The sequence below is a fragment of the Micromonospora sp. DT41 genome (assembly GCF_049841715.1).
Lineage (GTDB): Bacteria > Actinomycetota > Actinomycetes > Mycobacteriales > Micromonosporaceae > Micromonospora > Micromonospora profundi.
Genome location: NZ_JBNCKU010000002.1, coordinates 147,517 through 159,368, shown reverse-complemented (window position 1 = coordinate 159,368; position 11,852 = coordinate 147,517). Strand labels below are relative to the sequence as shown.

The 11,852-nt window shown below is 64.9% G+C and carries 11 protein-coding genes and 2 pseudogenes; 6 read left to right on the top strand and 7 right to left on the bottom strand.

All coding sequences use genetic code 11. The features are described from left to right. The first annotated feature begins 47 nt into the window (after positions 1-47). Positions 48-947 (top strand): aldo/keto reductase, encoded by a 900-nt coding sequence (locus ACLQ23_RS04635; protein ID WP_355631442.1) that lies wholly within the window; start codon positions 48-50, stop codon positions 945-947. A gap of 162 nt (positions 948-1,109) precedes the next feature. On the opposite strand, the gene ACLQ23_RS04630 is transcribed toward ACLQ23_RS04635, so the two are convergent. Then, on the bottom strand, positions 1,110-1,268 hold the full coding sequence (locus ACLQ23_RS04630) for a hypothetical protein (protein ID WP_355631445.1): 159 nt from the start codon (positions 1,266-1,268) through the stop codon (positions 1,110-1,112). A 125-nt stretch (positions 1,269-1,393) separates the two neighbouring features. Beyond that, positions 1,394-2,149, bottom strand: a complete 756-nt coding sequence (locus ACLQ23_RS04625; RefSeq protein ID WP_167943765.1) for an NADPH-dependent F420 reductase — start codon at positions 2,147-2,149, stop codon at positions 1,394-1,396. Between the two features lie 72 nt (positions 2,150-2,221). Between ACLQ23_RS04625 and ACLQ23_RS04620 the strand changes: the two genes are divergently transcribed. Continuing rightward, positions 2,222-2,836: a TetR/AcrR family transcriptional regulator gene (locus ACLQ23_RS04620; protein WP_167943764.1), complete on the top strand. Its 615-nt coding sequence runs from the start codon at positions 2,222-2,224 to the stop codon at positions 2,834-2,836. Positions 2,837-2,889: 53 nt separating this feature from the next. On the opposite strand, the gene ACLQ23_RS04615 is transcribed toward ACLQ23_RS04620, so the two are convergent. After that, complete coding sequence (locus tag ACLQ23_RS04615) at positions 2,890-3,087, bottom strand: hypothetical protein (protein WP_209274932.1); 198 nt, start codon at positions 3,085-3,087, stop codon at positions 2,890-2,892. Here ACLQ23_RS04615 and ACLQ23_RS04610 point away from each other — a divergent pair. Together ACLQ23_RS04610 and ACLQ23_RS04605 are read left to right on the top strand one after the other, a co-directional pair. Continuing rightward, positions 3,073-3,213, top strand: a pseudogene (locus ACLQ23_RS04610) (IS5/IS1182 family transposase); the annotation flags it as partial. The gene ACLQ23_RS04615 and the pseudogene ACLQ23_RS04610 overlap by 15 nt on opposite strands. A gap of 163 nt (positions 3,214-3,376) precedes the next feature. Then, a complete protein-coding gene (locus ACLQ23_RS04605) occupies positions 3,377-3,889 on the top strand; it encodes a tetratricopeptide repeat protein (RefSeq protein WP_209273232.1) in 513 nt (170 codons plus the stop codon). A 218-nt stretch (positions 3,890-4,107) separates the two neighbouring features. On the opposite strand, the gene ACLQ23_RS04600 is transcribed toward ACLQ23_RS04605, so the two are convergent. Both ACLQ23_RS04600 and ACLQ23_RS04595 read right to left on the bottom strand, forming a co-directional pair. Then, positions 4,108-4,824, bottom strand: coding sequence for a VOC family protein (locus tag ACLQ23_RS04600; protein ID WP_167943762.1), 717 nt, complete (start codon positions 4,822-4,824; stop codon positions 4,108-4,110). A gap of 158 nt (positions 4,825-4,982) precedes the next feature. After that, positions 4,983-5,720, bottom strand: a complete 738-nt coding sequence (locus ACLQ23_RS04595) for an SMI1/KNR4 family protein (protein ID WP_167943761.1) — start codon at positions 5,718-5,720, stop codon at positions 4,983-4,985. Between the two features lie 221 nt (positions 5,721-5,941). Between ACLQ23_RS04595 and ACLQ23_RS04590 the strand changes: the two genes are divergently transcribed. Continuing rightward, positions 5,942-6,517: a dienelactone hydrolase family protein gene (locus ACLQ23_RS04590; protein ID WP_355631449.1), complete on the top strand. Its 576-nt coding sequence runs from the start codon at positions 5,942-5,944 to the stop codon at positions 6,515-6,517. Here ACLQ23_RS04590 and ACLQ23_RS04585 read toward each other — a convergent pair. Together ACLQ23_RS04585 and ACLQ23_RS04580 are read right to left on the bottom strand one after the other, a co-directional pair. Continuing rightward, entirely contained in the window at positions 6,480-7,517 is a 1,038-nt protein-coding gene (locus ACLQ23_RS04585) for a helix-turn-helix domain-containing protein (RefSeq protein ID WP_355631451.1), read from the bottom strand. The two genes, ACLQ23_RS04590 and ACLQ23_RS04585, sit on opposite strands and share 38 nt — an antisense overlap. A 187-nt stretch (positions 7,518-7,704) precedes the next feature. Then, positions 7,705-8,902: pseudogene (locus ACLQ23_RS04580) on the bottom strand (helix-turn-helix domain-containing protein). A 663-nt stretch (positions 8,903-9,565) separates the two neighbouring features. Between ACLQ23_RS04580 and ACLQ23_RS04575 the strand changes: the two are divergent. Beyond that, a complete protein-coding gene (locus ACLQ23_RS04575) occupies positions 9,566-11,845 on the top strand; it encodes an AAA family ATPase (RefSeq protein ID WP_355631454.1) in 2,280 nt (759 codons plus the stop codon). The last annotated feature ends 7 nt before the right edge of the window (positions 11,846-11,852 follow it).

The window sequence follows — 11,852 nt, the reverse complement described above, 5'->3', positions numbered from 1 at the left end:
CTAACGGACTGGACCTCAATTGCGGTTGAGGTTTTAGGGTGTGGGTCATGCCAAGTGCCGAGATGGGAACGCGTTTATCCATGGGTCGCGATACTTTCGGCCGTCAGGGATTCGGCGCGATGAGGTTGCGCGATGGAACCGGCGACGGCACCGACCGCGACCCGGTGGCGGTGGTCCACGCCGCCCTTGATGCGGGCGTCACGATGGTGGACACCGCAGATGCCTACCAGAATGAAGAGCTGGTCGGCAGGGCAATCCGAGGGCGCCGTGATGAGGTGCTGCTGGCCAGCAAGTTCGGGTTGGTATGGCGAGGTGAGCTCGCCGGCGGCTTCGATGTACGGGCTGACCGGTCGTACGTGCGGCAGGCGAGCGAGGCGAGCCTGCGACGGCTCGGTGTCGACGTGATCGACCTCTACTACCTGCACCATCGCAGTGAAACGGTCCCGATCGAGGAAACCGTCGAAGCCATGGCCGAACTGGTCAACCAGGGGAAGGTACGCGCCCTTGGCCTGTCCAACGTGACGGCGGACGACCTACGCCGCGCACACGCCGTTCACCCGATCGCGGCGCTACAGGAGCAGTGGTCACTGGTGCAGAGCGACATCGAGCAGGAGCTGCTGCCTACAGTGGCCGACCTCGGAGTGGTCATCGTGGCCCACTCCCCAAACGGTCATGGACTCCTCCACCAGCCTCCGAGCACGGCCGACGAGCAAGTGGCGAGCGGCCTACGCACCGCACTGGGCGAGATCGCCAGTAGACACGACACTACGAGCGGGCAGGTCGCACTGGCCTGGGTGCACCACCGGCAGCAGGTACACGGTGTGCCGGTCATCCCGATCCCGGGGACCACCAGCGTCCGCCACCTGCGTTCCAACGTCGCCGCGGCCGACCTAAGCCTGTCCGACGACGACCTGCGCCGGCTCGATACCCTCCGAGCTGCGTCGTGACCCGCACACCGTGTCCGGTTACGGATCGTCTTACGGGACGGGTTGGACGGGCTTCATGGTCAACATCGCCAGGCTCCCAACTCCCCGGTGACCGAGCCGCGCTATCGCCCACGCTGCCCGGACTGAATGAGGATGCAGTCCAACTCAAGCTTTGCCAGGGGGCTACCGGTCGCGGCATTGAGCGCGAAGCGGAATTCCTTCCCACTCAGGAAGGGCGCGGTCGTAGTCCTCGGTGAGGCTGTGCTTGCCCTCGATGCCGGCGTTGTTGACGACCCCGTCGGTCAGGCCCTGTTCGTCGAGGTCGACCAGGGTCAGCTGCATCCCCTCGGTGGCCAGGAGGACGGCGGTGGCGCGGCCGATTCCGACCCTGCGCCGGTGATGATGATGGTCTGGCCGGTGAAGTCACGCATCACGGCACTCTGCTGCCGCGCGCGGTGTCCCGCCGCTCATTTGGCGTCCAGCCCGGGCAGGTACCCGCCGGCGGTGCCGCGTACGGGCGATTCGGTGAGTTTTCTGATCTGGTCGGCGGAAACTATGGCGCCGGGGTTGGTGACGTGCCACCGGTAGGCCTCCTCCCGGTCGAGGCCCTTGGGTGCCTCTCCGGCGAAGTAGGGCTGAACGTAGACCGGGGTGTTGGGTTCGCTGCGCCAACTGTCGGCGAGGGTGCCGATGTCCACGGCGTCGTAGCCCAGGGTGTCGAGCAGCGCGGCCACCTCCGCCTTGGCGGCGATGTCGTCGCCGGCGATGGGCAGGGCGCTGCGGTCGGGGTCGCCCGCGGGCCGCGCCAGCTTGCCGAGGCTCAGGTAGGTGATGTTGTTGAACGCCTTGACCACGCGCGAGCCGGCCAGGTGCCGTTGCACGAGTTGGCTCGAGGTCAGCTCGTTGGAGTCCAGCTCCGGCATGCGGTCGTCGCGTTGCGGATAGTAGTTCAGCGTGTCGATCACGATCTTGCCGGCCAGTTCCGCCGCGGGGAGCCGACGGTAGGCGTTCAGGGGGATGGTGGCCACCACGAGGTCGCCTGCTCGCGCGGCGTCGGCGGGGGTGCCGGCGCGGGCGTGGTCGCCGAGGTCGGCGACGAGGTCGGCGAGGGTCTCGGGGCCGCGGGAGTTGCTCAGTACGACGTCCAGGCCGGCGGCCACGGCTAGGCGGGCCAGAGTGGAGCCGATCATGCCGGCGCCGATCATGCCGAGGGTGGGGGTCATGGCTTCCTCCAGTCGACGTTTCCCTACGACTGTAGGTTAACCTACAGTCGTAGGCAATGTAGGCTGGCTCACGTGTCCAGGACGGAAGGCGGCCCTGCCGCGGGCGATCGCCGGGTACGGCGTACCCATGCGGCATTGCGAAGTGCGCTGATCCGCCTGGCCGAGGACCGGGAGTTGTCGCAGATCAGCGTCGCCGACGTCGCCGGGCAGGCGGGCGTGAGCCGCTCGACCTTCTACGACCATTACCGGGACGTGCACGAGCTGGCCGAGGCCGCTTGCACGGGGATGATCGACGAGTTGGTCGACGTGATGACCGCCCTGGGCGGCGACCCGGCGACCGGGGACCCGCTCGGATCGCTGCAGACGTTCTTCGCTGCTCTCGCCGAGCACGCCAGCCTGTATCGCAGCTTGCTGGGACCGCAGGGAAGTGCCCGCGTCATCGACCACATCCGGCGCCGCATGGCGGCCGCCGCGTTGCAGAGGTCGACCGGCAAGAGCACGGCCACGCCCGACGATCCGCACAATGTGCCCGCCGCGTTCGTCGCGGGCGCGATCGTCGGGGTGGCCGCCGACTGGCTGCAGCGCGACTGCGCCCACACGCCGTCGGAGATGGCCAAGCTGACCTGGCCCATTCTCTCCGTGTGTCACTTCGACGCACACCCGTCAGCACCCCGGCCCCGACCGTGACGGTCGCGGGCCGCCGGGCCCGCGACGCTGGTCACGTGAGATCGACGAGCGCTCTACCGACCACGCCGTTCTCCGCGGCGAGGTGCGCCGCCGCAGTCTCGGCCAGGGGGGAAGCGCAGCAGCGGCAGCCCGTGCTCCTCGCCCACTCCCATCGCGCCGTCGCGCACCGCCGCGGCGACGTCGTCCGCCGCGGCCGCCAACCGCTCGGCGCCCCGGAAGAGGTAGAAGAACTGGAGGTCAACCGGGCACACGCGAAGATCCGCGCCCGCGGTGAGCGCGCGATCGCCACGCTCAAGACCTGGAAGATCCTGATCAAATTGCGCTGCCTCCCACGCCGAGGCACCGCGATCGTGCAGGCCATCCTCGTTCTGCACTATGGCGCGCGCTGCGCTCGACCGTCGACGTGGCGGCAAGGAGGCAACCCGTCAAATTCCGATACAAACGCTGCAAATGCTAGGCCGGCCCACAGGTAGGCGCCTGCGGACGAGGCTGCGATAGGGTGAATTGATCTTTAGGCCCGTACGCATGAGGGGTACCGGAGTGACGACCGATGTGACGCCGGAACTGACCGAGGCGATCCAGCGCGGCTACGACCAGCGCGACCGCGCGAACATGGCGCCGACGATCGCCTACTTCCAGGCGTTGCTCGCCGAACACCCTGACCACCCCGTCCTCGTATACGAGGTGGGTGGCGCCTACGACACCGCGGGCCAGGAGCAGACCGCCCGCGGCTACTACGAGCGGGCGCTCGCTCTCGGCCTCGACGGCGACGTCCTGCGCCGGTGTCTGTGCCAGTACGCCAGCACGCTGAAGTGGCTGGGCGAGCTGGACGAGTCGCTGGCGGTGCTCGACCGCGCCCGTAGGGAGTTCCCCGACTCCGACTCCGTGCGCGTCTTCCGCGCCCTGACCCTCAACGACGCCCAGCGGCCAGACGAGGCGGTGGCCGAGTTGCTCACCGTCGTCACCGGGCACGCGGAGGTCACCGACCTCGGGCGGTGGGCGGTCGGGCTGCGCGGCCTCGCCCAGTGGCTCGCCGACGGCCGCCCCGAATAGGAAGCATCTACCCTGCACAAGGCCAGCCCAGGGGGATTGACACGTGGTGACCTTGGCCGGTGGGCGCGACCGCGACCGGCATGCATTCGGCAGTGATCGACGGCGGAGCGGCTAGATATCCGCTTCTGCCGCGATCCGCGCGCTGCGAAGCGCGACCACCCAGCAGCCCGGAGTGTCCGGATATGCCGAGATGAGGGAGGCGTTCGTATGGTGAGTCACTACAGTGCTGCTGCGAGGTCGGCGGCGTTGTCGAACGCGGGTGCCGCCCTTTCGGATTCGTCTTCCGTGAGCGTGACGGACCGGGCGCGGGCCAGCATCTCGGCCGCAGTCTTTGGATCGCGCAGCACCACCGCGAGTTCGGCGCGGTAGACCAGGACCTCTACCTGCTCGGCCGGGTCGTCGTCGGCTTGCGGGCGGGCCAACGCGCTGTCGAGGATCCGAACGGCCTGTCCGACGCTTCCCCTGGAATCGGCCTGCACGACAGCATTCGCTAGGGCCTTGGCCAGCCGCCCGGCAGGCGTGGCGACCGGCATGGGCGCGGTGGCGGCGTCCCGAAAGACGCGGATCCAGTTGCCGCCCGGGTCGATGACGCTGAACCCGCCCAACCCGTCGGCGTTCTTCCGCGCCCTGGGCCGGGTCATCCGCGGCGTTCCGGACACCAGTACCTTGCCGTACGCGGCGCGCATGCCGGCTGCGAATGCCCGGTGTAGTCCCTCGATGTCCGCGGTGAGTACGAGACAGGAGCCATAGGACTGTTCCGGGTCAAACCCGGGGATCTCGAAGAACTGCAGATGCAGGTCTTCCCGCTGAACCCCCACACACGCGTTGGGCTTGCGTTGCTTGTACGTGGTGCGGAAGCCGAGAACTCCATAGAAGGTTTCGATGTCGTCAATGGATGCGCACGGCAGCAGGGGAACGGTCCGCTCGTTGGCCATGCCTCCTTCCTAAGCGTCGCAGGGTGTCCGTCGCACATGGAAATAGCCGATCATCGCCTTCGGCCATCCGATCGTCTGATGACCCAGAACCCAACGCTGCCCAGCCGAGCCATCGGCGGCGCACTCGTCCGTGAGGACAGCCGTACAGCGGGCCGTCATCAGGGGCATGGACTGCGAGCTTGAACGTTCTGCAGCCATGCCGGACGCACCCCCCAAGAGTCCGACGGCGTGCTGCCCCATTCGCACTCTGGTCCCGCAAGGCGATCGATCTCTAGAGGGGATTTGTCAGGATCAGCCGCGAACAGTTCCAGATCCTCGGCGTAGCGGACGAGCAGCTGCGTCCAGGACGGAGCCAGCACGTCCCACGTGGCGCATTCGACATCGACCCGAACCACCTGTCCGGGCGTTCCCCCCGGTGCCGGATCAAAGTCGAGCAGCCACCGCACGTCGCCATTCATGTCGCCCACGACCACTGCGCCCGGCGAACCGATGATCGGTCGCACCGGTCCGTTCAGCCAGAGATGTTCGCCTTGGTCCACCAGGTATGCCCAGACCTGAGGATCGTCCCATTCCGGCTCCGGGTGATAGTTGTCGCGCCACATCCGGGTCATCTCGATGATCTCGTTGGTGTCGTAGAGGTAATCCAGCGGCACCGGGCTGGGCTGGAGCTGACCCGAGTCGTACCTCCACTTGGTTCCGTTGTGGATGCGGAGGCTGGCGCGGAAATCCTGCGGCAGTGGCACGGCCAACGCGGCCTCCACCGCATCGATCGCCTGTACCGGGGCCGGGGCCTTGAGCTGCCGTAGGGATGCCGGCAGGACGCGACTCAGGCCAGCCTCGATCCGCCTCCACGCCTCGGTAACGCCCTTGTCGACGCCGGCTCCAGTGTCTGTCACGACGCAGACTCTAGACATCGCCACCGCAGGCGCACCTGCCTCATCTGCCGCGATCCGCGCGCTGCGAAGTGTGACCACCCAGCAGCCCTCGGAGTGTCCGGACATGCCGAGGAGCGGTCATGTGCTCAGTCCTCGTCCCGCCAGAGGCGGAAAACGGCTGGTCCGCCCGCCGTGTCGTAGAGTGCCCGTACACGGCGGCAGCCCAAGACCAGGGGGATTTCATGGCTGAGGTGTTGCTGTTCCACCACGCGCTGGGCCAGACTTCAGGATTCCTCGCGTTCGCCGACGACCTGCGGCGTGCCGGGCACACCATCCACACCCCGGACCTGTACGACGGCCGCACGTTCCACACCCTGAACGAGGGCATCGCCTACGCCGAGGAACTCGGCTTCGGCAACATCATCGAACGCGGCACGCGGATAGCCAACGAGCTGCCCAGCGATCTGACCTACGCCGGCTTCTCTCTGGGCGTGCTTCCGGCGCAGAGGCTGGCGCAGACCCGGCCCGGAGCACGGGGGGCGTTGCTGTTCTACTCCTGCGTGCCGGTGTCGGAGTTCGGCTCGTCATGGCCGGCCGACGTCCCAGTGCAGATCCACGGCATGGACGCCGACCCGATCTTCATGAACGAGGGCGACGTGGACGCCGCCCGTGAAATCGTCGCGTCCGCCCCGCAGGCCGAACTGTTCCTGTACCCGGGAGACCAGCACTACTTCGCCGATTCCAGCCTGCCGTCCTACGACCCCCAAGCCACGGCCCTGCTCAACAAGAGGGTGCTCGACTTCCTCGCCAGCCGCTAAACGCCCGCAGCCTCACGGAACCCTGTTGTTGTCCGGCCTCGGTTGTCGGGCCCCGCAGCGAGCCACACAGCGAAGACCTCAACACGGACACCAGGCCAGCGGCCCTGTCGAAGGAACCACAGCATCCGCTCATGCCGCGATCCGCGCGCTGCGAAGCGCGACCACCCAGCAGCCCTCGGAGTGTCCGGACATGCCGAGTTGAGGGCGTTTGACAGGTGCGTTGAACGGAACGGCGTTCACGGGTAGCCAGCAACGTCCCGCCCACCGCCCTCCCCCTGTGCTCGCCCTGACCTTGGTGATCAAGAATTTTGCGGGCAGTGCGATCGCCACTCTCTTGACCACCACAGTGGGACGACTGTGGGAGGACGCGGTTGGCGGCGGGAAGCAGCACGGCCAGGGCCAGGCGGTCGCGGTCCTGCGCGCGGAGCGCCTGGCCCACCGAGATGGTCGCCGTCGCCGCGAGCAGCGGGCCGTCGCCGGCGGCGGACATCGCGCGGTCGGCGGCCAGCCAGGCGAGGTCGGCCTCGCCGAGCTTGACCAGCAGAGACGAGGTGATCCGGTACGCCTGCACCAGCAGCTCCGCCGACCCCCCGCCCTGGGCGGCGTCGAGCAGACCCGGCAGCACCCGCAGCAACTGCCCGTAGTGCGCGTGCTGATAGGTCAACCACGCGTGCCCGACCTGCCTTCTCAGCTCGTCCGTCCGCGGTGGAGCCTGCGAGGTGTCGTAGCGGGCGAGAGCGGCCCGAATGTCGTCCACCCCGTCCGGCGTGCTCGCCGGAGTGCCCTGCGGCTGGCCGAGCAGCACCTCCGGATCGACCCGCAGGACATGGGCCAGCTCCTGGATCACCGAGTACCGGTCCAAGGTGCGGGCACCCCGCTCGATCTTGTCCACCCAGCTCTTCGACCTGCGCAGCCGGTCGGCGAGCATCTGCTGCGTCATCTGCCGCCGCACCCGCCAGCGGGCCACCCGGCGGCCGATCGGGAGGTCATCGCTGGTCACGCCGCCACCGCCGGTCCGGGACCGCGCGGGTCGTGTCGTCCACGGGTACGTCCTGACCGCTCATCCCCGCCTCCTCTGGTCGAGGCCAGGCGGCTCGCTATCGCTCTCGCCGCACCGGGTCAACGGGACGCGCTCGCATCCCAAACCGGACGGTAGAGCGGGTCGGTAATGCCGTGATTACTGGCAGTTATGCGGCCAGGTTGATGCCGATGCGGCCGGCGAGCAGGCGAAGTTCGTCGGGGATGGCACGGCGCTGGGCGCGCTGGGCAAGAGTCACCACGGCATCGCGGGCGAGCGGGTTGATGGCGAACGGGATCGGTGCTGCCCGCTCGGCCTGCACGAACGCGGCAAGAGCTTCGGCATCCCGCCGTCCGCCGTCCGCCGTCCGCCAAGGCTCGACCGAGGTCGAGCCAGTAGGACAGCTGGCGATTCGATGCCTTGAGCACCTGCGGCCGTACCGTCCGGGACTGCTCGATCACCTTGCCGGACTCGCCCTGTTCCGCCGCGATAGACATTCGCCAAAGCCCCATGTTAGTCGGCCCGAAGCAGCAGCCGTTGAAGCCACCACCGTCGGCCGGGTCACCCAGGCTCGCCGCCTCGCGCGCGGCCTCGGCGAGGTGATCGCGGGCAACATCCGGACGAGCATCTACGGCCGACGCCAGCGCAGCCATAAGGTGAAGTTGACCAAGCATTTGTCGCACCCGAACGTCAGCGGCATCTCCCTGAAGCTCCACCAGCGAACGGTCAGCGGCCCTGGCCGTCAAGCGTGCGGACTCGATCGGCAGGCTCTGCGCATACACGAACCGGGAGGCACCTATCCGTGCTCGATCTTCGACGTCCTCAGCAGCGGATACCGATACCCGGGCGGCGTTGAGGGCCAGATGGCGGTAGCCAAGGCGCCGGAGGCAGGTGGAAGCCAGGTAGGCGACCTGAGCGAGCGTCGTCCCACCCACGGCGGCGGCTTCGGGCAGCAGTCCCGGGAGGACGCGGGCCAAGGCCGGGTAGTTGCACGCATTGCGGAGCTGATCGACCCGAGCGATCTCGGCCGCCAATCGATCCGCTGTGTAGGTCGACGGACGGCGCTCCCCGTCCTCGATCTCGATGAGGGCCGACCAAATCGCGGGTACACACTCGGCGGCGCTCTCCCGGGCCGGATCGCCGGACTCCGTACCCTGACCGAGCAGGTCAGCCACCGTGATCTGGAGCGCGGCGGCGAGAGCGACCAGGGTGGAGCGACGGTCGATGGTCTTCCGGCCCGACTCGACCTGCGAAACGTAGGACTGGGTGACGCCAGCGAGTCCAGCGAGGACGGCTTGAGTCATACCGCCACGACGCGTTCGCCAGTACCGAATCCTGGCACCGATGGTGTCCGGCCTCGTCACCATACCTTCGCCCGCTTCCAGGTATAGGACTAAGATGTGGCCCACGGACCTCTATCCCGACGAAATGACGTTACACCGGTAGAGCGCCATCGTGGTGATACTCAAGTCGCCGCCCCGCACCTCGCCGGCTCCGTCATGCACCGCACGGCCGGTATCGGCTATCGTCGCGCCATAACCCGAACGGATACCGCCAGCTGGTGCGCCACCGGGTCACTTCCACGCCACCGCAGGCCGCCTTATCACCGACCCAGACGGCAGCATGCTGCTCGTCAAGTGAGGAAGGCGCGAGTCGTGGAACTCTCAGGACGGCGTCGCGACACTCGACTCGCGCGAGAGGTGGATCAAGGACCCAGCGCAATATTCGTCAACGAAGCCTCGGTCGAGCGCTCTAGCTGTTACCAAGAACCCGACAAGAAGATGAAACATCTTCCGCTCTTGTCCCGGTGACTCAATGCAGTCGAGTCCGCCACCGTCCCGAGCGGCAACGTGAAGCCGATGATCGCGTAAGCCAGCCAGCCAGCGGTGACGCCTAGCCCACCATTAAGAGGAAGCTCCATACTTTAGGCACGCCGAGAACCAATACCCGGCGACGGGCGTCTTGTCAAGTGGCAAGACGACGCATAGTTTGCCCTTTAGTCGCGTGACACGGCGGGGTATTCTTGCGAGATGTCGTACAATCATCCGCTCACCCTGGTTCAGGAGGTGGCCGTGCAGGTCCAAGGCATTAACATCAGCAAGTTTCGCGGCATTGACTCAACTTCTTTGGAAGATTGCGGAAATTTGAATGTCCTGATCGGCAAGAACAATTCTGGAAAATCTACTATCCTAAACGCGCTGGACAGCTTCTTCTCCGTCGTTTCCTCCGGATCCGTGGTTGCACTTAACGATGTGAAGAAGTCAGAGACAAGCTCCGCATTCGGCCGATCTTTTGACTTCCATCGCAGCGAGAATCCCGCCTCACCAATCAAAATCTCTGTCAGCTTGCAGCTGAATCTGGAGGAGACCCAGGAGATTGTGGCAGAGTTGATTGCCGAGGCGCCTCAGATGAAACACGCACTCGACAGTGTCGGTGTGGCTGAGCGACTCAAGATCGAGGCAACATCGATACCGAATGAAATTCCATTCGCCTTCGTCTCTCAAATCGCACTCGTCGGAGCGTCAAACGCAAACACGGAGGGCGATCAAGCGCGAATACTGTTTTCGGTAGATGCAGATTCAGCGCTGGAGCTCTTGGCGCGGCGGCTTACTGGAAACCGCGCAGATTATAAGGCGTCCGAGCTGCTAGCAATCGGCGGCCGTCTCGATTCCGAAGAGTACCAAATGCTAAAGAGAGAGATGGATGAACGAGGTCGAACCACTCGTGGGCGCTACCTTAGGCACTCCGTATTTAGTGGCTCAGAGGTGGCATTCGAAGTGGAAGACGCTATACGACGCTCGAACTCATATGCCGAGTTTCGTCGGCACTTGGAAGCATTAGCCGCGTCGGCCGAAGAAGTTGCCCGGCAGGCCGAGGTTGAACCGCTCAAGAATTTGATCGGAACATTTTCGGGCGAGGCTGAGATAATACCCAAATACGCGCTCTCCATTCTAGGGCGCGTGGCTCAACTAAAGGTTCTGCATCTTCGCGATCGTCGTGACCCTGTTGGTCGGGAAGAGGCTCACCGTTTGCTCGCACTGAAAACGCGGCGCAAGGGTCCCGAAGTTTTGCGCAATATTCAGGAGACGGTTCAGTCTCTGCTGGGGGTGAGCATCGATGCATTCGAAAGCGAGCATGGCGAGAGTCGAGCCGAGATGGATGTCGATGAGGTTTTAGTTGAAATGAATGGTGCAGGAATACGAGAGGCACTACGCCTTGTGCTGGACAACGAGCTTGGTTCTCCCGATCTTTTATTAGTAGAAGAGCCTGAGGTTCACCTGCACCCAGCCCTCGAGGTCAGCATGCTTCGCTATTTGAAAGCCGCGAGCGCACGTACGCAGATCTTTGTCACAACCCACTCGACGAACTTCCTAGACACTTCAGATATGCGTAACGTGTACCTCACCAGGCGGGACCCATGGGTGACTGTGAGTCTGCTGGATTATGAGCAAGCTGAGATTGCTATTCCAGAGGAGCTCGGCATAAGGCTCAGTTCACTTTTCATGTATGATCGGTTAGTGTTTGTAGAGGGCGCTTCGGATGAGGCGGTCCTTCGAGAGTTAGCTCCCCGAGCAGGTGTCAATTTCGGCCAAGCGAATGTAGGGTTCGTCGTAATGGGGAGCTCTCGCAACTTCACTCACTACGCTAGCCGATCGACGATCGAAATTCTTACTAAGCGGCGAGTTAAGATGTCATTTATTCTCGATCGGGATGAGTCGAGTGATGAAGATATCGCTGCGCTTCGCGCTCGCCTCGAAGGAATCGCTCACGTTCACGTCCTGCAGCGACGCGAGATGGAGAATTACCTCGCCACCCCTAGGCCGCTAACGGAATTTATTCAGGAAAAGCGACGCCTCCAGAATAGCGAATTCAGCGACGTAACAGAGGATCTGGTGACACGTCGACTTTCGGAATGTGCGGACAAACTTCGACAGTTCGCGATCGAAAAAAGGGTGCTTCGAGCGTCGTGTCGGCCAGTATTTTTTGATCGCGAAGCGATTTTCGAAGAGAGTTCCGACGACGATTTTTCTAGCAGGGTGGCTTCGGAGCTTCGCCGCCAGGCCGAGGCACTGGGAGCACGAGCCGCAGAAACGGAGAGGCTGCTGAAACACGAAGAAGAGCACGTCAATAGCCAGTGGCAAGGCAAAAAGATGGACCTTGTTCCGGGTGACGAGCTTCTTGACTCCGTCTGCCGCGAATTCGGTGTCAGGTTCAAGAAGCGTCACGATGGAGTGAGGATTGCTGGTCTTATGCGAACCACAGAGGTGCCAGCCGAACTTGCTCAACTACTCCGGCGCCTAGTCGCCTAGCCACGCT